We start from the raw sequence: 24,985 nt of genomic DNA, 5'->3' as shown, positions 1-24,985 counted from the left end.
CCTATGGAATCCCGTCCACCTTATCCCCGTTTCCCCCGGGCTCGGAGCGGCCGGCGCCCTCGCGGTCGCGCTCGTAGCTCCTCGCGAGGGGAAAAGGCGGCAGCCAGGATTCGCGACGGACGGTCCAGAGCTCGTATGTCGGCTTGAACTGGTCGGGCGCATCGAGGGAGCCGAGGTTCACCTCGATCTCGTCCGCGCTGCGGCCGAAGACGGGCGAGCCACAGCGGGGGGCAGAAATGGCGCCCTTCATAATCGCGCGTCTCGCCCTCGACGGTCACTGCCTCCTGGGGGAAGATCGCCGAGGCGTGGAACAGCGCCCCGTGATGCTTGCGGCAGTCCATGCAGTGGCACAGTCCGACCCGGTAGGGCGCGCCCGACGCTACGAATCTGACGGCGCCGCAAAGGCAACCGCCGGTGAAACGATCCATGCTGCCTCTCCTATGAACCCAATCGGCAGCAGACCCTACACCCGGGTCCGCCGCCGTTTCCATGGCCCGCTTCTCACGCAGATGTGTGCAGCGCGAAAGCGTGAACTGCGCCGCCGGCGTTCCGGTTTCTTTGCCCGTTCGCCGGATCACGGTGTAGGCTCGACGCAGCGCAAGCCATGTGGTTCGTGCTGATCTGGCTCGGGCCCCGGTGCGGATGATGACAATGCTTCTCGGCAGGAAGGCTTGTCTGGGGTTCTGTGTGGCGCTCGGCATGGCGGTGCTCGCCGCGACCGCTGCAGCCCAGGTGTCGCCCGGTGGCGTCCACCCTGCCCCGGCCGAGGCGCAGCCTTCGGTATCCGTGACGGACCTCTCACCCGAGGCCGTCGACGCACTGCTGTCGCGCCTGACCGACGCGGATGTCAGGGCGCTACTGCGCGAGGAACTCAGACGCCGCGCCGACGAGCAGGCAGCCGCGGCCCGGTCCGCGACGCAGACCGGCGTTCGGGAGCGGCTGGCCGAGATGGCATCAACCATCGAGGCGCGCCTGGCAGACTGGGCGCATGCGCTTGCCAATCTCTCGGACCGGCGCGAGCCGATCCACCAAAGCCTCGGCCGCGCCGAGCATGGCATCGGCGGCATGCTGGCGGCCATGCTCGGCGTGGCGCTGGCCGGAATCGCGGCCGCCGGGCTGGCCGGGCATGCAACCCGCAACTGGCGAGCCTGGCTCATGGCACCGCAGAACGCAGGCTACTGGGATGCGGTGGTGCGCACCGTGGCCCTCGGCCTTGTCGAGCTCGCGCCCGTCGCAGCCTTCGACTTCGCCACCGTCACGATGGCGCCGATGGTGGCCGGCGCGCTCGGGCCGATGGTCGACTATGTCTGGATCTACGAGGTCGGGGTCACGAACAGCTGGGGCTTCATCGTGCTCTCGCGGCGTGCCTTCGCGCCCGACGCCCCGGGAATCAGGATCGCGCCGCTCTCGGATGCCGCGGCGCGACGGATCCACGGGATCGTGCGGCGGGCCGTGCAGATCGGCGCGGCCGGCTGGCTGATCGCCGGGCTGTCGCCGACCCTCGGCCTCGGCTTCCCGCCGGCGCTGATCACCGTCGCGCTGGCAGGCACCGCTGTCGCGGCACTGCTGATCGTCGCCACCCTGCGCAGCTACGGCCGGATCCGAGCCACCCTCGCAAGCGTCATGCTCGACCGGGGCGGCGAGCCGAGCGCGCTTGCCCGCATCGTCATCGCCGCCGCGCCGGGGATGCTGATGGCCTACCTGGTGCTGGCATGGGTCTACTGGCTGGCAAACTGGCTCGAGAGCGGGCAGCAGCACCTCTACGGCCCGGCGGGCACGCTGATCCTGTTGCTGTCTCTGCCCATCCTCGACGCGCTCGGTGGCGAACTGGTGCGCAACGCGTTCCGCGCCGACACCCCCAGTGCCGGACGTTTCCGCGCGGTCTTTCGCGGCGCCTGGAGGATGCTGCTGGGCATCGCGGCGGTCTTCGTGGCCGCGCGCCTCTGGGGCCTCGATCTCTACGCGCTGGCCAAGGGCGACGGGGCGCAGGCCTGGGCCGATGCGCTGTTCGACGTCGCGGTGACGTTGCTGCTCGCGCGCTTCGTCTGGAAACTGATCCTCGCCGCCCTCCACCGCGAGCGCGTCGCCGCGGCGGGCGAGGAGGACGACGCCGAGGCCGCGGGCTCGCGGCTCGACACGCTGGTGCCGCTGTTCCGCAACCTGCTGCTGACCGTTCTGGTCGTCGTGGTCGCGATGATCCTGTTGTCCTCGGCCGGCGTGAACATCGGGCCGCTGCTCGCCTCGGCGGGCATCGTCGGCATCGCCGTCGGCTTCGGCGCGCAGACGCTGGTACGCGACATCTTCGCGGGCGCCTTCTTCCTGATCGACGACGCCTTCCGCGTGGGCGAATACATCGAGCTCGACGAGAAGCTGCGCGGCGAGGTGGAGGCGATCTCGATCCGGTCGCTGCAACTGCGCCACCACCGGGGCGCGGTGATCACCATTCCCTTCGGCGAGCTCAGGAGCGTGGTCAATCACAACCGGGACTGGGTGATCTACAAGATGAACTTCCGGATGGAGCCCGACACCGACCCGGTCAAGGTGAAGAAGCTGGTCAAGGAGGTCGGCAAGGAGTTCGTCGCGCATCCCGAGCACGGCCCCAAGTTCATCGAGCCGCTCAAGAGCCAGGGCGTCTACATGATCGACGACGACTCCGCACTGGTGATCCGGGTGAAGTTCAAATGCCGCCCGCGGGCGCAGTTCGTCCTGCGCCGCGAGATCTACCACCGCCTGCGCGAGGTCTTTGCCGAGCACGGCATCCACCTTGCCCGCCGCAAGGTCGAGGTCGTTTCGGGCGGGGATGCCTCGTCGGCGCCGCCTGCCCCGATCCTGGGATCGGCGGCCGCGGTCGATGGGGACGCCGCGCGCGGCGCGGGTGGCGACGGATAGTCACGCCCGGAACAGCGAGGACGCGGGCCAAAAGCACATGCGGGTTCAGCGGTAGGTGCGTTCCCCGATCGGAGCGGCCTCGATCCCAGCAACAAGGCGGTCGCGAAAGGCGGCTTCGGCACGGTTCATCCGCGAGGCCGGGTTCCAGACCACGTGGACGTCGATCGCCGGCGGGTCGTCATAGGGCGGCAGGCGCCAAAGCCGGCCCGCCTCGACATCCGGGCGCGCGACGTGGATCGGCAGCGAGCCGATGCCAAGCCCCGCGAGGATCATCCGGCGGACCTCCTCGAGATTCGCGGACGTGCCGACGATGCGCTGATCGAGGCCCGCAGCCGCACGCAGCAGCGCGACGGGGCGCAGCGCGTCGTCCATCTGGTCAGTGACGAAGCTGACCGAGCGGTGGCCGGCAAGGTGCTCGATCGACAGAGCTTCGCGCCCGAACAGGGGATGCATCGGGCCGCAGAACAGCCCGAAGAACTCGCGATAGAGCCTGCGGTATTCGAGCTTCGGGCTGCGCTTGTGCACGAGGCACACCGTGAGCGACGCCCGCCGGCCGACCAGCGCCGCCAGCGCGTCGCGGCTGCGCTGGATCTCGATCGAGAGGGTCGCGCGCGGGTGCGCGTGGTGAAAGTCGCGCAGCGCGTCGTCGAACAGGGGGCACACCACGTGGCTCGCCATCGCGATGCGGACATGACCGCTGACCTCGTCCCCGACGTCGCGGATCGCGGTCGCGATGCGGGTGATGGCACCCTGCACCTCGACCGCCTCGTCATAGAGCCGGCGGCCGGTCTCCGTCAGCCCGTATCGTCCGGGCGAGCGATCGAGGAGGCGCTTGCCCAAGCGCTCCTCGAGCCGCTTCAAGGCGTTCGAGACACTCGGCTGCGCAAGGTGCAGGCGCTCGGCGGCGTCGGTCAGGCTCGACGCCTCGGCGATGACGATGAAGGTGCGCAGCAGGTTCCAGTCAAGATTGCGTGCGAGCTTGGCGGCATCATGCAGCTTTCCCGGGCCAGCCATTCACCAATCCTATAGCGACAATTCCAATTATCTATTTGCTGAATGCCGACCGTCTTGCAACCCTCGCATCGCGGGCGGCCTGGAGGACGATGATGACCGTCGAGGCGCGGGAAGCGCGACAGCCCTGGATCCTGCTGACACCGGCGGTTTCGGCCGTCCTGCTGCTGCTCTTCGTGCCCCTTGCCTTCATCGCGGTCTATTCGTTCTGGCTGCGGACGGCGACGGGCGCCGACCAGGTCGGCTTCTATCTCGACAACTGGCGCGAGGCGCTGGGCGACGCGTTCTACCGGGACATCCTGCTCAACACCCTCAAGATCGCGGCGATCACGACGGTCTTCTGCGCACTGATGGGATACCCGGCGGCATATTTCATCGCGCGCTCGCGGGGCAACAAGGCGATCCTGCTGCTGCTTCTGATGCTGCCCTTCTGGATCAGCTACATCATCCGCACGATGTCGTGGATCAACATTCTTGGCGTCTCGGGCGCGGTCAACTCGGCGCTGATGGCGCTCGGCGTGATCACCGAGCCCATCCAGATGCTCTACAACGAAGCAACCGTGATCCTCGGGCTGATCCACTTCCTCCTGCCCTTCATGGTGCTCAATGTGTATGTGAGCCTCGAGGGCATCGACGAGACGCTCGAGGACGCCGCCTGCTCGCTGGGCGCGACGCGCTGGCAGACCTTTCTCGAGGTAACCCTGCCCCTTTCGCTTCCGGGGCTCGCGGCCGGCGGCCTGCTGTGCTTCGTGCTGGCGGCGGGAACCTACATCACGCCGCTGGTGCTTGGCGGGCCCACGGATGCGATGTTCGCCAACCTCGTCTTCGAGGCGATCATCACCCAGCTCAACTGGCCGCTGGGCTCGGCGCTGAGCCTGATGCTGCTCGCGGTGCTCGGGGCGCTGGTGCTCCTCTACAACCGCTACCTCGGCATGGCCCAGTTGATGAAGGGACTGGGCTGATGGGCTGGAATCTCGTCCGTGTCTGGACGCTCCTCGTCTATGTCTTCATGTTCGCGCCGGTCGCGGTCGTCCTGCTGCTGAGCTTCAACGCCAGCCAGTTCGGGTCCTTCCCGATGACGGGCTTCTCGTTCCGCTGGTTCGTCGAGCTGGCCGAGAACGAGGCGATACTGCGTGCCTTCCGCACCTCGATCGTCCTGGGCCTGCTGACCGCTCTGATTTCGACCACGCTCGGCGTGCTGGCCAGCCTCGCCCTCGTGCGCTACCGCGTGCCGGGCGCGAACATGATCTCCACCATCCTGATTGCGCCGATCCTGGTGCCGGAGGTGGTCCTCGCGGTCGGGCTGCTGCTGTTCCTCAACTTCCTGGGAATCCCGAAATCCTTCCCGCTGCTGCTGGCGGGGCACGTGATCTTCACCCTGCCCTTCGTGGTACTGGTGGTCCAGGCGCGGCTGGTCGGCATCCGCCGCGACGTCGAGGAGGCCGCGCTCAGCCTGGGCGCGAGCCCGGTCCAGACCTTCTTCGAGATCACGCTTCCGCTGCTTATGCCGGCCGTGCTGGCGGGCGGGCTCTTCGCCTTCACAATCAGCTTCGACGACATCACCGGCACGCTGTTCTGGAAGCCCGGCGGCGTCGAGACCGTGCCGACGCAGATCTTCGCCATGCTCCGCAACTCGATCAGCCCGGAAATCAACGCGCTGGGAACCGTGATGATCGTGATGACCGTGGGCCTGCCCCTGCTGGGGGCAGCCATCGCGCGGCGCATGGCGGCAGGCCGGGGCGCCTGACCCGCCCCCAACAACGACCGACTTCGACAGGAGAGAGAACATGGACAACACCACGCGTTACGAACGGCTTCGCGAGCGGTATCTCAACGGCGACCTCGACCGGCGCCGCTTCCTCGGACTCATCGGCGCGGCAGGCCTGGCCTATGGCGTGCAGACGCCCTTCGCGCGCCACGCCCTCGGCGCGGTCGAGGAAGTGCGCTTCGACGGCTGGGGCGGCGTGGTTTCCGAGGCTTTCCGCAAATACGCCTTCGACCCCTACACGGCGAAGACGGGGATCAAGGTGGTCGACGGGACGTTCGGCGGCGGCGACGAGTACCTGTCGCGCGTCAAGGCCAGCCAGCCGGGCGAATACAACATCGCCCATCTTTCGGGCGTTTTCGACTACGCGCGCTACCACGGGCTTGGGCTGACATCGGTGCTGAACGAGGGCAACATTCCCAACCTGCAATACGTCATCCCGAAGCTGGTCGACGTGTTCCGCAAGGTGACGGACGGCACGCTCTCCTGCGTGCCCTATGACTACGGGACGACGGGCCTGGCCTATAACCGCAAGCACATCTCGGACGACGAGATGAAGGAGAAGGGCGCGAAGATCCTGATCGACGACGCCTACAAGGGCAAGATCTCGGGCTGGGCCGACTGGCGCACCCGGATCTGGTTCGGCTCGCTGCAGACCGACCAGGATCCCAACGGCGCGACCGACATGGATGCCGTCTGGGATGCGATCCGCAAGCACCGCGACCTGAGCCTGAAATACTGGAGCTCGGGCGCCGAGTTGATGAGCCTGCTGGCCGAGGAGGAGGTGTATGTCACCGAGGGCTGGTCGGGCCGCATCTACGCCCTGCAGGAGCAGGGCCACGACATCGGCTACATGGATCCGCCCAACGGCTATGGCTGGCAGGAATGCCTGTTCGTGATCAAGGGCTCGCCAATGGAGGCCTGCGAGGAGTTGCTCAACTTCATGCTGGCGCCCGAGACCTCGATCGCCGTGGCCGAGGGGCAGAACTACCCGCCCGCGCTGGACCCGCGGAAAGTCGATCTGGGCAGCAAGATCCCGACCCTGCCCGCCTTCGACCCGTCCGGCACGCTCGAGGGCCTGACCTTCGCCAATCCCGCATACTGGAACGGCCACGAGCAGGAATGGTCGAAGACCTTCGGTCGGATCCAGAAGGGTTACTGACCGGCCGGCACCACGAGGCCCTCTCCGCATGGCGGAGGGGGCCCCTTCACAATCCAAACGGAACACCTCGCAATGAGCGCCGTCACCCTGACCGACATCGTCAAGCGCTTCGGCAGCTTCACCGCCGTCCACCGGATGTCGCTCGAGATCCCCGAGGGCAGCTTCGTCACCTTGCTGGGCCCCTCGGGCTGCGGCAAGACGACGACGCTGCGGATGGTCGCGGGCCTGCTCGATCCGACCGAGGGCGACATCTCGATCAAGGGCCGTCGCGTCAACGACCTGCCGATCCACAAGCGCAACCTGGGGCTGGTCTTCCAGAACTACGCCCTGTTTCCGCACAAGACTGTCGCGGACAACATCGCCTTCGGCCTGAAGTATCGCGGCGTGCCGCGCGACGAGGCCGCAAAACGGGTCGCCGACGCGCTGGAGCTTGTCCAGCTTCCCCATGTTGCCGAGCGCTACCCCAAGCAGCTTTCCGGTGGTCAGCAGCAGCGCATCGCGCTTGCGCGCGCCATCGTGATCGAGCCGGACGTCCTGCTGCTCGACGAGCCCTTGTCGGCGCTCGACGCCAACCTGCGCGAGGACATGCGCGTCGAGCTAAAGCGAATCCAGCACCGCATCGGCGTCACGACGCTGTTCGTGACGCACGACCAGTCCGAGGCACTGGCGATGTCCGACCGCATCGTGGTCATGTCCGCGGGCCGGGTCGAGCAGACCGGACCGCCGGAAGAGGTCTACAACACCCCTGCCTCCGAGTTCGTCGCGCGGTTCCTTGGCGCGTCGAACATCATCGACGCGCGCGCCGGGGGGGGCAGCGGCGACGGCATCGCGCTCGATGCCGACGGGTTCGGCCGCGTCGTCGTGCCGTTGGCCCGCGCGCCGCAACTCTCCGCCTCGGGCCCAGCCCGGCTCGTGATCCGCGCCGAGAAGCTCTCGGTCAGGGCAGCCGGCACGACCGCCGGCGATGGCGCGATCGGCGTGCCCGCCCGCATCGAGGCCGTTGACTACCAGGGCCAGGCGGCACGCTATTTCCTGCGTCTGGGAGATCTTCAATTGCAGGCCATCAACATGATCGACGAACACCCGTTCAACGAGGGAGACGAGGTTTCGGTCCACCTCCGCCCGCGCGACTGCACGGCGCTGCCGGGAGCCCCCGCATGACAGCCCCACCCCCCAGCCACCTGTTCTACCAGACGCGCCGGCGGCGCCCGATGCTGGACCAGGCGCGCGGCGTCTACATGTGGGACGTCGACGGCAAGCGTTATCTTGACGGCTCGTCGGGCGCGATGGTCTGCAACATCGGCCATTCCAACCCGCGCGTCCTCGAGGCGATGCGCCGGCAGATGGAGAAGTCGACCTTCGGCTACCGGCTGCATTTCGAGACCGAGGCTGCCGAGCGGCTTGCCGAGAAGACCGCCGCACTCTCGCCGCCGGGCATGGAAAAGGTGTTCTTCGTCTCGGGCGGGTCCGAGGCGGTCGAGAGCGCGATCAAGCTGGCGCGCCAGTACGCACTGGCGACCGGCGAGGCGCAGCGCTGGAAGGTCATCTCGCGCTATCCCAGCTACCACGGCTCGACGCTCGGGGCGCTCGCGGTCACCGGCTACACGCCGATGACGGCGCCGTTCGATGCCATGATGCGTCCGATGCCGAAGATCCCCGCGCCACGGGCGTATCTCGACGGCCTCGACGCCTCCGACCCCGAAACCGGGCGCCACTACGCCGACAAGCTCGAAGCCAGGATTCTCGAGGAAGGCCCCGAGACCGTGCTCGCCTTCATCGTCGAGCCGGTGGGCGGCGCATCGACCGGCGCGCTGGTCCCGCCCGCGGGCTACATGGCGCGCATCCGCGAGATCTGCGACCGCTATGGCGTGCTGCTGATCCACGACGAGGTGATGTCGGGCGGCGGCCGCACCGGGCGCTTCTTCGCGGCCGAGCACTGGAATGTCGCGCCCGACATCCTGGCCGTGTCGAAGGGTTTCGCGGCGGGCTACGCGCCCCTTGGCGCCATGGTCGCACATGACCGAATCGTCGAGGCGGTGCTGGACGATGGCGGCTTCATCCACGGCTATACCTACGCAGGCAATCCGCTTGCCTGCGCGGCCGGGCTCGCGGTGATCGAGGAGATCGAGACCCAGGGGCTGATGGAGAACGCCACGCGCATCGGCGCCCTTCTCAAGGCGCGGCTCGCCGGGTTGATGAACCGCTTCCCGATCATCGGCGATGTGCGGGGCGAGGGCCTGCTGCTGGCCTTCGAGCTGGTCTCGGACCGCGCGGCCATGACACCCCTGCCGAGGGAGGTCAAGGCCTTCGACCGGCTGGTCGAGATTGCCTATGGCCACGGGCTGATCATCTATTCGCGGCGCACCCGCGGCGGGCATGAAGGCGACCATTTCCTGGTCTGCCCGCCGATGATCGCGACCGACGAACATGTCGACGAGATCATCGAGGGGCTGACCCTTTCGCTCGACCAGTTGATGCAGGAACTCGCGCCCGCCCCGGGCGCGGCGTCCGCCTGAGAGGCTTCATGGATCCGATCATCATCACCTGTGCCATCACCGGCTCGATCCACACGCCGACGATGTCGCCGCACCTGCCGGTCACGCCCGACGAGATCGCGCGCCAGGCGATCGAGGCGGCCGCGGCCGGCGCGAGCATCCTTCATCTGCACGCGCGCGACCCCGCCAATGGCCGCCCCTCGGCGCGGCCCGAGCATTTCATGGAGTTCCTGCCCACCATCGCGTCGGGCTGCGACGCCGTGCTCAACATCACGACCGGCGGCAGCGCCATCATGACGCTCGAGGACCGTCTGGCCGGGGCGATGGCGGCCGAGCCGGAGATGTGCTCGCTCAACATGGGCAGCATGAACTTCGCGCTCCATCCGCTCGCCAGCCGCTACAAGGAATGGAAGCACGACTGGGAAAAGCCCTTCCTGGAAGGGTCAGAGGACCTGGTCTTCAAGAACACGCCGCGCGATATCGCCCATGTGCTTGCCGAGATGGGGAAAAAGCGCGGCGCGCGCTTCGAGTTCGAGTGCTACGACATCGGGCACCTGCACATGCTGCGCCATTTTGCGGATCGCGGCGCGGTGAAGCCGCCCTTCTTCATCCAGTTCGTCTTCGGCGTCCTCGGCGGGATGGCAGCGGATCCGGATTCCTTCATGCACATGCGGCGCCTTGCCGACCGGCTTTTTGGCGACGATCACCGTTTCTCGGTTCTCGCCGCGGGGCGCAGCCAGATCCCGTTCGCCACCATGTCGGCCGCGATGGGCGGGCATGTCCGCGTCGGGCTCGAGGACAACCTCTACATCGACCGCGGCAGGCTGGCCGTGTCAAACGCCGAGCAGGTCGTCCGCATCCGCGAGATCGTCGAGCGGCTGGGACGCAGGGTCGCCTCTCCCGACGAGGTGCGGGCGATGCTGGGCCTCAAGGGCGCGCAACGGACACGGTTCGCAGCCTGACCCGCGGGCCGGGCGAAGTCACAGATTGGCCGGGGCGGGACGCACCGCCCCCGGAGGAGCCGGATGAAAGCGATCTTCAACGAGCGCCAATGGCGCCACGACCCCAAGCATTTCATGGCCAACGGCGTCGTTCTTCCAAGCCCCGAGCAGCCCGAGCGGATCGCCCGCCTCAAATCGGGAGCCGAGGCCGCGGGATGCGCCTTCGCCGCGCCGTCGGACCATGGCACGGGCCCGCTCGCCGCGGTCCACACGCCCGAGTATCTCGTGTTCCTCGAAACGATCCACGAACGCTGGCGCAGAATTGCCGGCGCCTCGGACGAGGTGATCCCCAACATCCATCCCGACCGGCGCGACGTCAGCTATCCCCGCTCGGCCGTCGGCCAGGCCGGGTATCACCAGGCCGACACCGCCTGCCCGATCGCGGAGGGAACGTGGGAGGCCGCCTACTGGTCGGCCCAGAGCGCGCTGACCGGGGCCGACCTGGTCCTGGGCGGCGCGAAGGCCGTCTACGCGCTCTCTCGCCCGCCGGGGCATCATGCCTTCGCCGATCTCGCGGGCGGCTTCTGCTTTCTCAACAACGCGGCGATCGCGGCCGAGCACCTGCGCGGCCAGGGACTTCGCCCCGCGATCCTGGATGTCGACGTGCATCACGGCAACGGCACGCAGGGCATCTTCTATGCACGCAGCGACGTGCTGACGGTATCGATCCACGCGGACCCGGTGCGCTTCTACCCGTTCTTCTGGGGCCACGCGCAGGAGCGCGGCGAGGGCGCGGGGCTGGGCTGCAACCTGAACCTGCCCCTGCCCCGCGGCACGACCGACGACGTGTATCTCGACACGCTTGGCACCGCGCTCGGCCGCATCCGCGCCTTCGGGGCGGATGTGATCGTCGTCGCGCTGGGGCTCGACGCGCACGAGAACGATCCATTCGAGGGCCTCGCGCTGACCACGCCCGGCTTCGGGCGCATCGGCGCCGCGATCGCCGCGACCGGTCTGCCCCTCGTGATCGTGCAGGAGGGCGGCTACCTTTCGGACGACCTCTCGGCCAACCTCACGAGCTTCCTCGGAGGGGTCGAGGGCGGATGAGGCGCCCGTCCCCCGCCCTGCGCGCCCTGCGCGCCCTGCGCGCCCTGAATGGGCTTACGTCGGCGAGCGTCTTCGCTATGGTGTCCCGACGACGTGGGCACCGAAAGAACGAGGCGTGCCCCGGGGCCGGGTGGCAACGGCTCGGGCCCTGAAAGCGAATGCAGGATCAACCTGCGAGTTCTGGACACGGAGGTATCACCATGAACAACAAGCTGATGACGGCCGCGGTCACCGGACTGACCGCCCTGAGCCTCGCCTCGGCGACGGCCGGCGCGGCGGAATGCACCAACGACACCTGGAAGAAGGTGATGGAGCGCGGGAAGATCGTGGTCGGGGTCAAGGCCGACTACAAGCCCTGGGGCTTCCGGAACGACTCGGGCGAGCTCGTGGGCATGGAGATCGACATGGCCAGGGACGTGGCCGACACCATGGGGGTCGAGCTCGAACTGGTCCCCGTGCAGTCCTCGAACCGCATGCAGTTCCTCGAGCAGGGCAAGATCGACCTGATGATCGCAACCATGTCGGACCGCAACGACCGGCGCGAGATCGTCGGCATCGTCGGCCCGAACTACTACACCTCGGGCACCAACGTGATGGCCCCCAAGGCGCTGGCGCTGAAGGAGTGGGAGGACCTGCGCGGCAAGCCCGTCTGCGGCAAGCAGGGCGCCTTCTACAACAAGATCGTCGAGGAGCGTTACGGCGCCGAGATCGTCGCCTTCACGGGCAACGCCGAGGCCAAGCAGGCGCTGCGCGACAAGAAATGCATCGCCTGGGTCTATGACGACAGCTCGATCATGTCGGACCTCTCCTCGGGCCAGTACGAGGAGTTCGAGATGCCGCTCGCCTCGGAAGACGACAACCCCTGGGGCCTCGCGGTGCCCAAGGCCGAGGAGCAGTGCGTGTTCGGCCAGTTCATGTCGGGCATGCAGTACAACTGGCATCGTGACGGCACGCTGATCGAACTGGAGAAGAAGTGGGGCATCCAACCCACCGCCTATCTCGAGAAACAGGCCGAACGCTTCAAGGACTGGCTGGCCGAGTGAGCCATGCGCCGGCGGCGGGCGATGGCTCCGCCGCCGGTCCCGCGCGTCCTTTCACGCGTGAAATCGACAGCAATACATTGATATAAGAACATTTTTCCATGACCTCCGCGCAACTGCATCAAACCCGCAGCGCGGCGTCCGGCCCGGATTGCCGCCCTTGCTACCGCGCACTATCGTGGGTCGCAGCAGCGGCGGTCATGGGTTGGCCGGGGTCGCGAGACCCGAGGGCCCGGGCGGGGCATCCCCGCCCGACGACCAAGACCTGGCAAGACGTGGCATGCCCGTCCGTGGGCGCAGGCCCACGCAGGGGCATGCGGGACCGAGTGAGGCCATGACCGTTCGCTGCACCCCGGCCAGGTCCGCCGCCCGGCGCTCTACCGCATGAAGCCCCGCGCCCTTGCCTACCGGCTGGCGGTCAGCGCGACGCAAGGCGCCTGGAGCCTGCCCGAAGTGCAGGCGGTGCTGGCGCGCCGGCTTCCCCCTGCGCACCGGCACCTCGCGAAAGATATTGCCGCCGCGATGCTGTCATGCGGCGAGGGGTCGGACCTCACCCCGCCTCCGCAGGTGGTGGCGAGGGCCCTGCCCGGCACGCCCGCCTTCGAGAATCTCTATCTGCACTGCCGGAACACGAACGTCTGGCCCGCGCCCGAGACCGAGCCGCCGGTCATGCGCCCGCTGCCGCCCTTTGACGGCCTCGACCTGCCGCAACTGCCGACCGAGGGCGAGCTGGCGGCATGGCTGATGCTCTCGCCCGAGCGGCTCGCGCAGTTCGCCGATCTCGCGGGACGGGCCGAGGCATCGCCGGAGACCGCGATCAACCATTATTTCTACCGCGTGGTGCCCAAACGCGCCGGCGGCGTGCGCCTGATCGAGGCCCCGAAGCCCGCGCTCAAGGGCCTGCAGCGCCAGGTCCTGCGCGGGATCCTCGACCCGGTGCCGGTTCATCGCGACGCCTTCGGCTTCGTCCGCGGGCGGGGCGTGACGGCCGGCGCCGCGCGCCACGCGGGCGAGGCGGTGGTCCTGCGCTTCGACCTGGCCGATTTCTTCCACTCGGTCGGACGCGGCAGGGTCTTCGGCATCTTCCGGGCGATGGGCTACCCGCACAACGCGGCGCGCTGCCTTGCGGGGCTGACCACGACCGCGGCGCCCCCCTGGATCATGGAGCGCCTGGGCGCCGGCGACCGGCCTTATCTGCGCATCCCGCACCTGCCACAGGGCGCTCCGACCTCGCCCGCGCTGGCCAACCTATCGGCCTTCGGGCTCGACCGCCGGCTGGCGGGACTGGCACGCCGCCTCGGGGCGGCATGGTCGCGTTATGCCGATGACATCTGCTTCTCGGGCGACCCTGACATCGTCGCGCCCCTGATGGCCGCGGTGCCCGGCATCGTGGCCGAGGAAGGCTTCCGCCTCAACGCGGCGAAAACCCGGGTGATGCGCGCCCAAGCCCGGCAATGCGTGACCGGGCTGGTGGTGAACCGCCACCTCAACTTGCCGCGCGAGGAGTTCGACCGGCTCAAGGCCATCATCCACCGCGCCGCCAGCCCCGGCGACGCGCGCCTCGCCGATCCGCGGTTTCGCGCCGCGCTCGCGGGCAGGATCGCCTGGGCCGAGGCCGTCAATCCCGCCCGCGGCGCGAAGCTGCGCGCGCGGCTGGAGGCGGCACTGGCCCAAAAGGTTGCGCTTTGACACTTGGGGCGTGCAGAGTGTCCGGGACAGAAAGTTGCGGGGGCGGCCCAGCGCCCCGGCCGGAATGGGAGGCGTGATGGAGGACTTCTTCCGTCAGCTGGCCGAGGACGCGCCGCGCTGGAACTTCATCTGGATGTATGACGAGCGCCAGCAGGGCAAGATCCTGTCGGGCATCTGGATGACCATCAAGCTCGCGGTCGCCTGCGTGGCCCTTTCGGTCGTCATCGGCATCGTCGGCGCCTGGTTGCAGGGCGCGCGCGCGGCGCCGGTGCGGCTGTTGGTGGCGGGCTACATCCAGTTCTTCCGCAATACGCCGCCCTTCGTGCAGCTGCTGTTCTTCTACTTCGCGCTGGGACAGTTCACGCCGACCTATTCGCCCGATGGCTGGCTGCAGCAGCCGATCATCTCGAACGTCGGCTGGGCGATCATCTCGCTGTCGTTCTTCGCCGGCGCCTTCAATGTCGAGATTTTCCGCGCCGGCATCGAGGCCGTGCCGCAATCGACGCAGGAAGCGAGCGAAAGCCTCGGCTTCTCGCGGCTGCAGAGCTATCGCTACGTCGTCCTGCCGCTGGCCTTCCGGGTCTGCCTGCCCGCCCTGAACAACAACCTGGTGAACCTGGTGAAGACCACGACGCAGGCCTTCGCCATTGCGGTGCCCGAACTGCTCTACCAGTCGGTGTCGATCTGGAACGACTACCCCAGCGCGCAGAACCCCACGATGGTGCTGCTGTTCGTCGTCTACATCCTCCTGGTCGCGGTGCTGGTCTTCGGCATGCACCGCTGGGAGCGCGCAATGAGGATCCCCGGCTATGGCACGTGAGGCGCTGACGATGGGCCGTCCCGCGCCGCGCGGGATCCGGTCGATCCCGGGCCTGGGCGCGCCCGGCCGCACGGACCTGCCCGTGCTCAAGCCCTTCCGCCCCGCGACCACGGGCCCCGACCCGATGCTGGTGGTGCGCTGGGTCGCGGGCATCCCGCCCTGGGTGCCGGTCATGCTGTTCGTCGCCGCGCTTGCCTGGCCCGCGATCGCGGCGGCGCAGGTGCGCTATTCCTATGGCGACGCGACCGAGGCGCTGTGGCGCTGGATCCCGTTCCTCGTGACCTCGGGCTTCTTCTTCAACGTGCTGATCTCGGTGCTGTCGATGGCGATCGGGACCGTGCTGGGCGCCGCGCTGGGTCTTGCGCAGATCTCGCTCTACCGCCCCGTGCGGCAGGCGGCCTGGTTCATCACGCAGCTGTTCCGCAACTCGCCGTGGCTGGTGCTGTTGTTCATCGTGCTGCTGGCCTTCCCCTTCGAGGTGACGCTGTTCGGCACGGTGATCCCGATCCCCGACTGGACCAAGGCGGTGTTCGGCCTGTCGCTGCCGGTCATGGCCAACATCTCGGAAATCGTGCGCGGCGCGGTCCAGTCGGTGCCGACCGCGCAGTGGGAGGCGTCGGAAAGCCTGGCCTTCAGCCGGCGCCAGACGCTGTGGCAGATCATCCTGCCGCAATGCTACAAGCGGATGATCCCGCCCTGGATGAACTGGTACGCGATCCTGACCATGGCAACGCCGCTGTGCTCGCTGCTGGGCGTCGAGGAGCTGATCACCCTGACCCGCCAGGCGATGGAGAGCGAGAACAATCACCCCGAGCTGCTGGTGCCGTTCTACACCTTCGCGCTGCTCCTGTTCTTCGCCTACTGCTACCCGATCGCGCGGCTGACGATCGCGCTCGAGCGGCGCTTTGCCGTCAAACTCTGAGGTGCAGCCATGACCTGGACCCCCGACCAACCGATCATCTCGCTCAAGGACGTGCACAAGTCCTTCGGCGATCTCGAGGTGCTCAAGGGCATCACCTTCGACGTGATGAAGGGCGAGGTGATCTGCATCATCGGTCCCTCGGGCTCGGGCAAGTCGACGCTGATCCGCTGCATCAACGCGCTGAATGACATCCAGCGCGGCTCGATCACGGTCGAGGGTCAGGAAGTCCACGACCCGAACCTGGACAAGCTGGAACTGCGCAAGAAGGTCGGGATGGTGTTCCAGCAGTACAACCTGTTCCCGCACAAGACGGCGCTGGAAAACGTGATGATGGCGCCGCTCCTGGTGCTCAAGCAGGCCAAGGCCGATGTCGAGCAGCGCGCCCGCCGGCTGATGAAGAAGGTGCGCCTCGAGGGGAAGGAGAACTTCTACCCGGGCGAGTTGTCGGGCGGCCAGCAGCAGCGCGTGGCGATCGCGCGCAGCCTGGCCATGAACCCCGACGTGATGCTGTTCGACGAGGTGACGGCGGCGCTCGACCCCGAGACGGTGAAGGAGGTGCTGGTCACCATCAAGGAACTGGCGGCCGAGGGCATGACCTGCATCCTGGTAACCCACGAGATGGGCTTCGCGCGCGAGGTGGCCGACCACATCTATTTCACCGACAGGGGCGTGATCGTCGAGCACGGGCCGCCCGCCACCTTCTTCACCGAGGCATCCGACCCGCGCACGCAGGAATTCCTGAGCCAGATCCTTTGACGCCGCCGCCGCGCGCCGTCAGGCGTCAGGGGCGGCGCGCCATCGCCGCCGCCGCGCGTCTTGCGCATGATCAAGGAACGCGGCCAGAGTGGCCCTATGCTCGTGCATGGCTTCCATCGGAAGGATCATGCCATGTGCCGACTCTTCGCGCTCAAGGCCAACGAACCGACGCGGGTCGAATGCGGGCTGGTGCGCTCGCAGAACGCGCTCATGCGCCAGAGCGCGCGCGATGCCGAGGGGCTGATGAACGGCCACGGCTGGGGCGTCGCCGACTTCAAGGACGGCCTGCCCCTGATCGAGAGGCAGACCTGGGCCGCCTTCCATGGCGAGCATTTCACGAAGACGGCCGCAAGGGTCTATGCCAAGACGGTCATCGCCCATGTGCGCCGCGCCACGGTGGGTGAGCCGAGCATCAAGAACACCCACCCCTTCGCGCTGGGGCGCTTCATCTTTGCGCATAACGGCACGGTGCCAGGCTTCGAGCAGGTGCGCGAGCGGCTGCTGGAACGTACCGATCCGCTGCATCGCACCGAGATCAAGGGACAGACCGACAGCGAGCACGTCTTTCATTACCTGATGACGCTCTGGTCTCACGGGCCGCAGACGGACATGCTGGGCACGGTCAAGCAGGGGCTCGAGCAGGTGATCGCCTGGTGCGCCGAGGTGGCGCCCGGCCGGCCCGTGGGGCTCAACATCGTGCTGACCGATGGCGAGCGCATGGTCGGCTCGCGTCTCAACCGCAGCCTCTGGTTCCTCGAGCGCCGCGAGGTGACGCCCTGCCCGATCTGTGACGAGACGCATGTGCATCACCACCACGCCAGCAGATATCGTGCGGTCGAGGTCGCCTCGGAGCCCCTGCACCCGAACGACGACTGGAAAGGCGTGCCCGACGGCACGGTCTTCGAGGTCGACCCCGATTATGCGCTTCATTTCGTGCCACTGCGCCTTCCGGCCTAGAATGCGTGGCAAACCCGCCGGGGCGGCACGGGGCATCGTGTTCAGGGATGAAGGCGCGCGACGCAGCTTCACGCGCTTCGCGAGCGTCATGCGGGGCGGCGAGGCGCGTGGCCGCGAAGCCCCGACCCACCCGGTTCGCTCAACCCCAGAGCCGCGATCGGTTGCCAACGATCCTCTGCACAGGTCCAGATGATGACCCAGACGCTTCCTCCGCCGGTGACGCCCGCCGACCACCGGCTCGGCCAACACCTGAAGGACATTCTCGGGGCGATCCACCGCGTTCCGGGCCATCTCGCGCTTTACGCGTTGTGCCTGGGCGTCGTCGCCGTGATCGGCCTGACCGCGGTCGCGCAGGTCGCGCTCAACGCGTGGAACGAGCCGTTCTACAGCGCGGTGCAGAGCAAGGACCTGGACGGGTTCCTTCGGCAGCTGGTGGTCTTTGCCGGCATCGCGGGCGTCCTTCTGTTCCTCAACGTCGCGCAGACCTCGCTCAACCAGCTGATCCGGCTGAAGCTGCGCGCGCTGGTGACCCGCGACCTGATCGAGACCTGGATGACGCGCAAGCGCGCGGCGCGGATCGGGCGGGCCGGAGAGATCGGCGTGAACCCCGACCAGAGGATCCACGCCGATGCGCACCACCTGGCCGAGGTCAGCACCGACCTCGGCGTCGGGCTCCTGCAATCGACGGTCCTGCTGTTCAGCTTCATCGGCGTCCTTTGGGTGCTGTCGCGCAGTATCGTGCTGCCGATCGGCGGCGAGGCGATCAATATTCCCGGCTACCTGGTCTGGGCCGCGCTGCTCTATGCGCTGAGCGGCTCGTGGCTGTCCTGGCGCATGGGGCGGCGGCTGGTGCCGCTGGAGGTGCGGCGCTACGGCCGCGAGGCGGACCTGCGCGTGGCGCTGGTGCGCGGGGCCGCGCAGGCCGACGGCATCGCCCTCAGCAGCAGCGAGCCCGACGAGCGCCGCCAGCTCGACGCCGATCTTGGTCGCGTCCTCGCGATCAGCGGGCGGATCGTGCTGGCGCGCGTGCCGCTGACCTTCGTGACCGTGAGCTATGGCTGGGTCGCGATCATCGCGCCCTTCGTGCTGGCGGCCCCCGGCTATTTCGGCCAGGCTCTGAGCTTTGGCGAGCTGATGATGGTGGTCGGCGCCTTCATCCAAGTCCAGCAGGCGCTGCGCTGGTTCGTCGACAACACCGGCGCCATTGCCGACTGGCGCGCAACCCTCTCACGCGTCATGGATTTCCGCGCGGCCCTGCTCGACCTGGAAAAGGCCAATGGCGGCCAAGGGCGGCTCGAGCGCGCGGATCACCCCGAGGGCAAGCTCGAACTGCGCGGGCTGGTCGTGACCAACCACCATGGCAGCATCGCGCTGAGCGAGCCGGTCCTGGCGCTCGAGCCCGGCGAGCGGGTCCTGCTGACCAGTCCACCGGGCACGGGCAAGACCACGCTCTTCCTGGCGATCGCGGGCCTGTGGGAACGCGGCACCGGTCGGATCAGCGCGCCGCCCGAAGGCGAGACGATGTTCCTGTCGCAGCGCCCCTTCGTTCCGGCCGGCACGCTGCGCCGCGCGCTGACCTGCTGGCCCTCGCACAAGCCCTGCGACGACGCGCGCCTTGCCGCGGCGCTCGAGCGCGCGGGGCTGGGGCACCTCGCCTCCTCGCTCGACCGCGTCGAGCGCTGGGACCGGGACCTGACCGCGAGCGAGCAGGAGCGGATCGGCTATGCCCGGCTGCTGGTCAACAGGCCGAAATGGCTGATCTCGGACGACGCGCTCGCGCCGGTGGACGAGGCCAACCGCGAGATCCTGCTGGGGATCCTCGCGACCGAGCTTGCCGAGAGCGCCGTGCTCAACATCGCCAGCAGCCCCCTGCCCCAGAACTTCTATTCGCGGATCGTGCGCCTGATCGTGCATCCGCTCGACCGGAACGCGGATCTTGTGCCGACGGCGGCCGAAGGCATCCGCGTGCCCTGATGCGCGGGTGCGACACCGCCAAGCTGCCGCACGGGGCCGGCTTCACATCCGTCGCATGCCGGCGGTCATTGCCCGAGCGTCATGCCTTTCTACCGAATTTCCGCGGATAATTTCTGAATCGGCATAAATCCGCCATTGATATGTCTCATTCCGGGATGATAGCTTACCTTAGGTCATGCGGGGAATTGCCCGCAATTGATGGATAATTTCTTTTCGTTGCGTGGGGTGCCCGGCATGGAATTTCCGTTCAGTGACGCAGAGGTCAAGAACGTCGACGCCGCCGTCTTGAGTGCATTCGAGGTCGTGAGGGATTTCTCGGAATCCGATATCGGCAAGCGTCTCACCCCCAAGCAGTTGCTGGCGGCCGTCACGATCGCCGCCGTCGAGCGGGCCAACCGCATGGGCCTCTCGGGCCAATCCGTCTCGGCGACACTGCGCGACCTCGCGGACGGCGTCGAGTCGCTCTGACGCCCGCCTGAGTTTCACCCGGCAAAGAATGGAAGCCCAGCCAGCGGGTCGGCGTCGAGATCGACCAACTGGTCGCGCTTCGCGCCGCGATTGAGGCTGATGTAGCGATCCGGGATGTCGGCGAGCCGCGTGTAGACCGTCCCGTCGGGCAGCCGCCAGCGGCAGTTGTAGGCCGAGACGCGCGCACCGCCGATCAGCTCGATGAAATGCCGGCCCAGGCCCAGAGACAGGTCGCTGTTGGCGATCACGATCTCTCCCTCGTCACGCCAGACCTTGAGAAGATGAAGCGCGTTTCCCCCGCGCAGGTTGTCCACCACGGCGCGGTGCTTGGCGTCGATCAGCGCGTCGGTGACGTTGTGGATCTCGGCGTCGCGCAGCATCGTGACTGCGAGCGGACCGCCGCGCTCGAGCGCGACGCCGTCGATGTTCCACTGCTTGTAGTTGGTGCTGGGGCCGTGCCCCATGTCGGCGTGCAGGTTGGCGATGTAGACCGGTCCGGCCGCCGCAACGGTGACCGCCGCGCCATAGGCGTCGAAGCGCTTCCAGCCCTTGACCGACAGGTCGCGGATCAGGCTGGCCTCGCCCTCGCGGGCCTTGAGGCCGCTGCCGTCGATGCCCACGCCATACTTCACGTCGACGAAACGCCCGCCAATCAGCGAAAGCCCGCCGGTCCGCCGCAGCCGGTAGCCATAGCGCCGGTTCTGGGCCGAGATGCCGGCCACCCGGATCTCCGCCTGGTCGTCCACCGCCCGCTGGAACTGCGGCAAGCCCGCCTCCGCGTCACGGGAGAACAGCCCCGCGACACGGTCGCAGCCGCCGAGCGTCACAAGGGCGAGGCCGCACAGCGCGCCCGCAAGACGCCGCGCGCCCAGTTCCGATCGCCGCCGCATCTCTACCCCCGGTTCCGACCGCCTGCGCGAAGTCTAGGCATGGCACGGGCGCGCGGTCCATGCCCGGTTGCGGCGGGGGTTGCGCGCCCCCGCGCCACGCGATTGAGTGGTTGCGGCGGCGAGCAGCGGGGACAGTCATGTCGGACGGAACGGCGGGCACGGCGGACGTGATCATCATCGGGGGCGGCATGGCCGGCGCGGGCGCCGCGGCGCGGCTGGCGCCGCATGCCTCGGTCGTGGTGCTCGAGGCCGAGGACGCGCCCGGATACCACGCCACCGGGCGCTCGGCCGCGGCCTTCCTGCTGAACTACGGCAACGCCACGATCCAGGCGCTGACCGCTGCGAGCGAGGCGACCCTTGCCGATCCCGACCCGGCGCTGGCCGAGGGCAGCCTGCTGGTCCGGCGCGGCGAGATGATCGTCGCGGCCCCGGGAGAGGAAGAGGCGCTGGCAAGCCACATGGCCGCGGCCCCGGCGCTCGCGCCGCTCGACCCCGGCGACGCGGTGCGCATGTTCCCGATCCTGCGGCGCGAGATGGTGGTCGCCGCGGCCTTCGAGGCGAGCGCGCGCGATATCGACGTCGACCGGCTGCTGCAGGGCTTCCTGCGGATCGCGCGCGTGCATGGCGCGCAGGTGGTGTGTCGCGCGCGCACGGGCGCGCTTGCCCGCCGCGATGGCGCCTGGCGGGTCGACACGGCCGCGGGCGTCTTCGAGGCACCGGTGGTGATCAACGCGGCCGGCGCCTGGGCGGGCGCGGTCGGCCGTCTGGCCGGCGCGACGGCGGTGCCGCTTACGCCGATGCGCCGCTCGGCCGCGATCATCCCTGCGCCCGGCGGGCACGACGTGACGGGCTGGCCGCTGATCGCGAACGCGACCGAGACGTGGTATGCACGTCCCGATGCGGGCCGGCTGATGGTCAGCCCGGCCGACGAGGACCCCTGCGACCCGATGGACGCCTGGGCCGACGACATGGTGATCGCCGAGGGGCTTGCGCGCTACGAGGCAATGGTCACCGAGCCGGTGACCCGGGTCGATCGGACCTGGGCGGGCCTTCGGACCTTCGCACCCGACCGCACCCCGGTCGCGGGCTTCGACCAGGCCGCCGAGGGCTTCTTCTGGCTGGCCGGGCAAGGCGGCTACGGGATCCAGACGGCGCCCGCCCTCTCGGCGCTCGCCGCGCATCTGGTGGCCGGCGCGCCGCGCCCCGACGGCGTCGGGGACGAGGTGATCGCGGCGCTCTGCCCCACGCGGTTCGCCGCGTGAGGGCCCCATGACCACGGGCTGCCCCGCCGGGGCGTGCGCGGACCAGCGAGAGAGGTGAGCCATGCCGCAGCGAGCCGAACTGCCCACCAATCTCTCGCGCGACGCGATGGCCTTTGTGCTGGCCGGCGGGCGCGGCTCGCGGCTCAAGGAACTGACCGACAAGCGCGCGAAACCCGCGGTCTATTTCGGCGGCAAGACGCGGATCATCGATTTCGCCCTCTCGAATGCCGTCAACTCGGGCATTCGCCGCATCGGCGTGGCGACGCAGTACAAGGCGCACTCCCTGATCCGCCACCTTCAGCGCGGCTGGAACTTCTTTCGCGCCGAGCGGCGCGAGATGCTCGACATCCTGCCCGCGAGCCAGCGGGTCGACGAAGGGCAGTGGTATCTCGGCACCGCCGACGCAGTGGCCCAGAACACCGATATCATCGAGAGTTACGGCCCGGCCTTCATGGTGATCCTTGCCGGCGACCACATCTACAAGCAGGACTACGAGATGATGCTGCGCCAGCATGTCGAGACCGGCGCGGACGTGACCGTGGGCTGCATCGAGGTGACCCGCGACGAGGCGTCCGCCTTCGGCGTCATGGCGGTCGACGCGACGGGGCGGATCGTCGATTTCGTCGAGAAGCCCGCCGACCCGCCCGAGATGCCCGGCCAGCCGGGCCTGTGCCTCGCCTCGATGGGGATCTATGTCTTCGCGACCCGCTTTCTGCTCGACCTGCTGCGCGCCGACCAGGCGGACCCCGGTTCGAGCCACGATTTCGGCAAGGACCTGATCCCGAAACTGGTCAAGGGCGGCAAGGCGGTGGCGCATCCCTTCTCGGAGAGCTGCATTACCACCGGTACCGAGAAGGCGCCCTACTGGCGCGACGTGGGCACGATAGACGCTTTCTGGCAGGCCAATATCGACCTCACGGATTTCGAGCCCGAGCTCGACCTCTATGACAACACCTGGCCGATCTGGACCTATGCTGAGCAGACGCCGCCCGCCAAGTTCATCCACGACGAGGAGCGCCGGCGCGGCTCGGCGGTGTCCTCGATGGTGTCGGGCGGGTGCATCATCTCGGGCGCGGCGGTGACGCGCAGCCTGCTGTTCACCGGCGTGAAGGCGAATTCCTGGTCCGAGCTGACGGGCGCGGTCGCCCTGCCCTATGTCGATATCGGCCGCCATGCGCGCCTGAAGAACGTGGTGATCGACCGCGGGGTCAGGATCCCGCCCGGGCTTGTCGTGGGCGAGGACCCCGAGGCGGACGCCCGCCGCTTCCGCAGGACCGAGGCGGGGGTGTGCCTGATCACGCAGCCGATGATCGACCGGCTGGAGGCCTGAGCGGGCGATGCGCGTCCTCTTCGCCGCCTCGGAATGCGTGCCCTTCGTCAAGACCGGAGGCCTCGCCGACGTCGTGGGCGCCCTGCCCGCCGCGCTGGCGGCCGAGGGCGTCGAGGTCCGGGTGCTGCTGCCGGGCTATGGGCCCGTGATGGCGGCGCTGGAGGGCGCGGCCACGCTGGGCCCGATCGAGACGCCCGGCGGCCCGGCGCGGCTGGTCGTGGGGCGCGCGGCGGGCCTCGATGTCGTCGCGCTCGACGCGCCCGCGCTGTTCGACCGGCCGGGCGGGCCATACTCCGACACCGCGGGGCGGGACTGGCCCGACAATCACCTGCGTTTTGCGGCATTGTCGCATGCCGCGGCGGCGCTCGCGCAGGGTGCCGACCGCGACTGGCGGCCCGACGTGCTGCACCTGCATGACTGGCAGACCGGGCTCGCGCCGGTCTACCTGCACCAGCGGACGGGTCCACGGCCCGCAACGGTGCTGACGATCCACAATGTCGCCTTCCAGGGGCTGTTTCCGGCCTCGGTGATCGGTCCGCTTGGGCTCGACCGGTCCGGTTTCGCGCAGGACGGCTACGAGTTCTGGGGCAAGGTGGGCTTTCTCAAGGGCGCGCTGGTCCATGCCGACCGGATCACGACCGTCAGCCCGACCTATGCGCGCGAGCTGATGACGCCCGAATTCGGCATGGGGCTCGACGGCCTGCTGCGCCATCGCCGCACAGTGGTGAGCGGGATCCTCAACGGGATCGACACCCGCGCCTGGGACCCCGAGACCGACCCCGCGCTGCCCCGCCCCTACAGCGCACGCGCGATGGCCGGCAAGGCGGCAGCGCGGCGCGCGCTCGAGAGACGGCTCGGCCTCGCGGCGGGGATGCCGGGCCCGCTGCTGGCGGTGGTCAGCCGGCTGACCGAACAGAAGGGCCTCGACCTGCTGGCCGAGGTGCTTCCGCGGTTCCTGGCGCGCGGCGGGCGGCTTGCGCTGCTGGGAACCGGCGCGACCGGGCTCGAGGCCGCCTTCCGCGCCCAGGCCGAGGCCGACCCAGACCGGGTCGCGGTGGTCATCGGCTTCGACGAGGCGCTCGCCCACCTGATCTTCGGCGGCGCGGACGCGATCTGCATCCCCTCGCGGTTCGAGCCCTGCGGCCTCACCCAGCTCTACGGACTGCGCTATGGCTGCCTGCCGGTGGTCGCGCGCACCGGGGGCCTGGCCGATACCGTCATCGACGCGAACCCGGCGGCGCTGGCGACCGGGGTGGCGACCGGCATCCAGTTCGCCCCGGTCACCGCCGCCGCGCTGGGCGACGCGCTCGACCGGCTCTGCGATCTCTGGGCCGACCGGCCGGCATGGCGGCGGACGATGCGCCGTGCCATGGGCCAGCCGGTGGGCTGGGAGGTCTCGGCCGCGGCCTACCGCGCGCTTTATGACGGCCTTGCCGGATAGAATCGCCGATTTCGGCCATTCCCTTGACGCCGCAGGGCAAATGCCAATTCAATCGGGGGCCGCACG

General features: G+C 68.7%; 21 protein-coding genes and 1 pseudogene. 19 read left to right on the top strand and 3 right to left on the bottom strand.

The features are described from left to right. Position 1 precedes the first annotated feature (1 nt). Positions 2-428: pseudogene (locus tag H0I76_RS01545) on the bottom strand (GFA family protein). A 223-nt stretch (positions 429-651) separates the two neighbouring features. Between H0I76_RS01545 and H0I76_RS01540 the strand changes: the two are divergent. Further along, positions 652-2,889 carry a mechanosensitive ion channel family protein gene (locus H0I76_RS01540; protein ID WP_200606104.1) on the top strand — a complete coding sequence of 746 codons (2,238 nt, stop codon included), beginning with the start codon at positions 652-654 and terminating at the stop codon, positions 2,887-2,889. A gap of 45 nt (positions 2,890-2,934) precedes the next feature. Here the strand turns inward: H0I76_RS01540 and H0I76_RS01535 are convergent, their stop codons facing one another. Then, a complete protein-coding gene (locus H0I76_RS01535; protein ID WP_200606099.1) occupies positions 2,935-3,903 on the bottom strand; it encodes a LysR family transcriptional regulator in 969 nt (322 codons plus the stop codon). A gap of 92 nt (positions 3,904-3,995) precedes the next feature. Here H0I76_RS01535 and H0I76_RS01530 point away from each other — a divergent pair, with 92 nt between their 5' ends. The 15 genes from H0I76_RS01530 to H0I76_RS01460 all read left to right on the top strand — a co-directional run bounded on the left by H0I76_RS01530 (position 3,996) and on the right by H0I76_RS01460 (position 19,996). Then, entirely contained in the window at positions 3,996-4,862 is an 867-nt protein-coding gene (locus H0I76_RS01530; protein ID WP_200606097.1) for an ABC transporter permease, read from the top strand. Further along, a complete protein-coding gene (locus H0I76_RS01525; protein WP_200606095.1) occupies positions 4,862-5,647 on the top strand; it encodes an ABC transporter permease in 786 nt (261 codons plus the stop codon). Before H0I76_RS01530 ends, H0I76_RS01525 begins: the two co-directional genes overlap by 1 nt. A 40-nt stretch (positions 5,648-5,687) precedes the next feature. Then, on the top strand, positions 5,688-6,827 hold the full coding sequence (locus H0I76_RS01520; RefSeq protein WP_200606093.1) for an extracellular solute-binding protein: 1,140 nt from the start codon (positions 5,688-5,690) through the stop codon (positions 6,825-6,827). A gap of 72 nt (positions 6,828-6,899) precedes the next feature. After that, on the top strand, positions 6,900-7,988 hold the full coding sequence (locus H0I76_RS01515) for an ABC transporter ATP-binding protein (protein ID WP_200606091.1): 1,089 nt from the start codon (positions 6,900-6,902) through the stop codon (positions 7,986-7,988). Continuing rightward, complete coding sequence (locus H0I76_RS01510; RefSeq protein ID WP_200606089.1) at positions 7,985-9,343, top strand: aminotransferase family protein; 1,359 nt, start codon at positions 7,985-7,987, stop codon at positions 9,341-9,343. The genes H0I76_RS01515 and H0I76_RS01510 overlap by 4 nt, the downstream gene beginning before the upstream one ends. Before the next feature lie 8 nt (positions 9,344-9,351). Next, a complete protein-coding gene (locus H0I76_RS01505) occupies positions 9,352-10,284 on the top strand; it encodes a BKACE family enzyme (protein ID WP_200606087.1) in 933 nt (310 codons plus the stop codon). 63 nt (positions 10,285-10,347) lie between these two features. Beyond that, entirely contained in the window at positions 10,348-11,370 is a 1,023-nt protein-coding gene (locus tag H0I76_RS01500) for a histone deacetylase family protein (protein WP_200606085.1), read from the top strand. 200 nt (positions 11,371-11,570) lie between these two features. After that, on the top strand, positions 11,571-12,413 hold the full coding sequence (locus H0I76_RS01495) for a transporter substrate-binding domain-containing protein (RefSeq protein WP_234455044.1): 843 nt from the start codon (positions 11,571-11,573) through the stop codon (positions 12,411-12,413). Positions 12,414-12,794: 381 nt separating this feature from the next. Beyond that, on the top strand, positions 12,795-14,099 hold the full coding sequence (locus H0I76_RS01490; RefSeq protein WP_200606083.1) for a reverse transcriptase family protein: 1,305 nt from the start codon (positions 12,795-12,797) through the stop codon (positions 14,097-14,099). Between the two features lie 76 nt (positions 14,100-14,175). Then, a complete protein-coding gene (locus tag H0I76_RS01485; RefSeq protein ID WP_234455043.1) occupies positions 14,176-14,919 on the top strand; it encodes an amino acid ABC transporter permease in 744 nt (247 codons plus the stop codon). Then, positions 14,909-15,841 carry an amino acid ABC transporter permease gene (locus tag H0I76_RS01480; protein ID WP_234455042.1) on the top strand — a complete coding sequence of 311 codons (933 nt, stop codon included), beginning with the start codon at positions 14,909-14,911 and terminating at the stop codon, positions 15,839-15,841. The genes H0I76_RS01485 and H0I76_RS01480 overlap by 11 nt, the downstream gene beginning before the upstream one ends. Positions 15,842-15,850: 9 nt before the next feature. Continuing rightward, the gene (locus H0I76_RS01475) at positions 15,851-16,597 is read left to right on the top strand and encodes an amino acid ABC transporter ATP-binding protein (RefSeq protein WP_234455041.1); all 747 of its coding nucleotides are present in this window, start codon (positions 15,851-15,853) and stop codon (positions 16,595-16,597) included. Between the two features lie 132 nt (positions 16,598-16,729). Then, positions 16,730-17,554, top strand: coding sequence for a class II glutamine amidotransferase (locus tag H0I76_RS01470; RefSeq protein ID WP_200606080.1), 825 nt, complete (start codon positions 16,730-16,732; stop codon positions 17,552-17,554). A gap of 189 nt (positions 17,555-17,743) precedes the next feature. After that, the gene (locus H0I76_RS01465) at positions 17,744-19,528 is read left to right on the top strand and encodes an ABC transporter ATP-binding protein/permease (protein ID WP_200606077.1); all 1,785 of its coding nucleotides are present in this window, start codon (positions 17,744-17,746) and stop codon (positions 19,526-19,528) included. A 234-nt stretch (positions 19,529-19,762) separates the two neighbouring features. Next, entirely contained in the window at positions 19,763-19,996 is a 234-nt protein-coding gene (locus tag H0I76_RS01460; protein ID WP_200606075.1) for a hypothetical protein, read from the top strand. A gap of 14 nt (positions 19,997-20,010) precedes the next feature. Here H0I76_RS01460 and H0I76_RS01455 read toward each other — a convergent pair whose 3' ends face one another. Then, positions 20,011-20,886: a hypothetical protein gene (locus H0I76_RS01455; RefSeq protein WP_200606072.1), complete on the bottom strand. Its 876-nt coding sequence runs from the start codon at positions 20,884-20,886 to the stop codon at positions 20,011-20,013. Between the two features lie 137 nt (positions 20,887-21,023). Between H0I76_RS01455 and H0I76_RS01450 the strand changes: the two genes are divergently transcribed. From H0I76_RS01450 to glgA, 3 genes are all read left to right on the top strand, one after another. Then, positions 21,024-22,148: an NAD(P)/FAD-dependent oxidoreductase gene (locus tag H0I76_RS01450; RefSeq protein ID WP_200606069.1), complete on the top strand. Its 1,125-nt coding sequence runs from the start codon at positions 21,024-21,026 to the stop codon at positions 22,146-22,148. A 61-nt stretch (positions 22,149-22,209) separates the two neighbouring features. Then, complete coding sequence (gene glgC / locus H0I76_RS01445) at positions 22,210-23,478, top strand: glucose-1-phosphate adenylyltransferase (protein ID WP_200606067.1); 1,269 nt, start codon at positions 22,210-22,212, stop codon at positions 23,476-23,478. Positions 23,479-23,485: 7 nt separating this feature from the next. After that, positions 23,486-24,919: a glycogen synthase GlgA gene (gene glgA, locus H0I76_RS01440; protein WP_200606065.1), complete on the top strand. Its 1,434-nt coding sequence runs from the start codon at positions 23,486-23,488 to the stop codon at positions 24,917-24,919. Positions 24,920-24,985: the final 66 nt, after the last annotated feature.

The organism is Thermohalobaculum xanthum (genome assembly GCF_016623495.1).
In the GTDB taxonomy this organism is placed as follows: domain Bacteria; phylum Pseudomonadota; class Alphaproteobacteria; order Rhodobacterales; family Rhodobacteraceae; genus Thermohalobaculum; species Thermohalobaculum xanthum.
This window is presented reverse-complemented; position numbering and strand designations above follow the sequence as displayed.

What these genes read in the sequence shown, in the direction of transcription:
- H0I76_RS01530 (WP_200606097.1), top strand. Translation starts at nt 3,996, where the DNA reads ATGACCGTCGAGGCGCGGGAAGCGCGACAGCCCTGGATCCTGCTGACA.
- H0I76_RS01460 (WP_200606075.1), top strand. Translation starts at nt 19,763, where the DNA reads ATGGAATTTCCGTTCAGTGACGCAGAGGTCAAGAACGTCGACGCCGCC.
- H0I76_RS01490 (WP_200606083.1), top strand. Translation starts at nt 12,795, where the DNA reads ATGAAGCCCCGCGCCCTTGCCTACCGGCTGGCGGTCAGCGCGACGCAA.
- H0I76_RS01540 (WP_200606104.1), top strand. Translation starts at nt 652, where the DNA reads ATGCTTCTCGGCAGGAAGGCTTGTCTGGGGTTCTGTGTGGCGCTCGGC.
- H0I76_RS01500 (WP_200606085.1), top strand. Translation starts at nt 10,348, where the DNA reads ATGAAAGCGATCTTCAACGAGCGCCAATGGCGCCACGACCCCAAGCAT.
- H0I76_RS01465 (WP_200606077.1), top strand. Translation starts at nt 17,744, where the DNA reads ATGATGACCCAGACGCTTCCTCCGCCGGTGACGCCCGCCGACCACCGG.
- glgA (WP_200606065.1), top strand. Translation starts at nt 23,486, where the DNA reads ATGCGCGTCCTCTTCGCCGCCTCGGAATGCGTGCCCTTCGTCAAGACC.
- H0I76_RS01470 (WP_200606080.1), top strand. Translation starts at nt 16,730, where the DNA reads ATGTGCCGACTCTTCGCGCTCAAGGCCAACGAACCGACGCGGGTCGAA.
- H0I76_RS01505 (WP_200606087.1), top strand. Translation starts at nt 9,352, where the DNA reads ATGGATCCGATCATCATCACCTGTGCCATCACCGGCTCGATCCACACG.
- H0I76_RS01450 (WP_200606069.1), top strand. Translation starts at nt 21,024, where the DNA reads ATGTCGGACGGAACGGCGGGCACGGCGGACGTGATCATCATCGGGGGC.
- H0I76_RS01475 (WP_234455041.1), top strand. Translation starts at nt 15,851, where the DNA reads ATGACCTGGACCCCCGACCAACCGATCATCTCGCTCAAGGACGTGCAC.
- H0I76_RS01510 (WP_200606089.1), top strand. Translation starts at nt 7,985, where the DNA reads ATGACAGCCCCACCCCCCAGCCACCTGTTCTACCAGACGCGCCGGCGG.
- H0I76_RS01495 (WP_234455044.1), top strand. Translation starts at nt 11,571, where the DNA reads ATGAACAACAAGCTGATGACGGCCGCGGTCACCGGACTGACCGCCCTG.
- H0I76_RS01515 (WP_200606091.1), top strand. Translation starts at nt 6,900, where the DNA reads ATGAGCGCCGTCACCCTGACCGACATCGTCAAGCGCTTCGGCAGCTTC.
- H0I76_RS01485 (WP_234455043.1), top strand. Translation starts at nt 14,176, where the DNA reads ATGGAGGACTTCTTCCGTCAGCTGGCCGAGGACGCGCCGCGCTGGAAC.
- H0I76_RS01520 (WP_200606093.1), top strand. Translation starts at nt 5,688, where the DNA reads ATGGACAACACCACGCGTTACGAACGGCTTCGCGAGCGGTATCTCAAC.
- H0I76_RS01480 (WP_234455042.1), top strand. Translation starts at nt 14,909, where the DNA reads ATGGCACGTGAGGCGCTGACGATGGGCCGTCCCGCGCCGCGCGGGATC.
- H0I76_RS01535 (WP_200606099.1), bottom strand. Translation starts at nt 3,903, where the DNA reads ATGGCTGGCCCGGGAAAGCTGCATGATGCCGCCAAGCTCGCACGCAAT.
- glgC (WP_200606067.1), top strand. Translation starts at nt 22,210, where the DNA reads ATGCCGCAGCGAGCCGAACTGCCCACCAATCTCTCGCGCGACGCGATG.
- H0I76_RS01525 (WP_200606095.1), top strand. Translation starts at nt 4,862, where the DNA reads ATGGGCTGGAATCTCGTCCGTGTCTGGACGCTCCTCGTCTATGTCTTC.
- H0I76_RS01455 (WP_200606072.1), bottom strand. Translation starts at nt 20,886, where the DNA reads ATGCGGCGGCGATCGGAACTGGGCGCGCGGCGTCTTGCGGGCGCGCTG.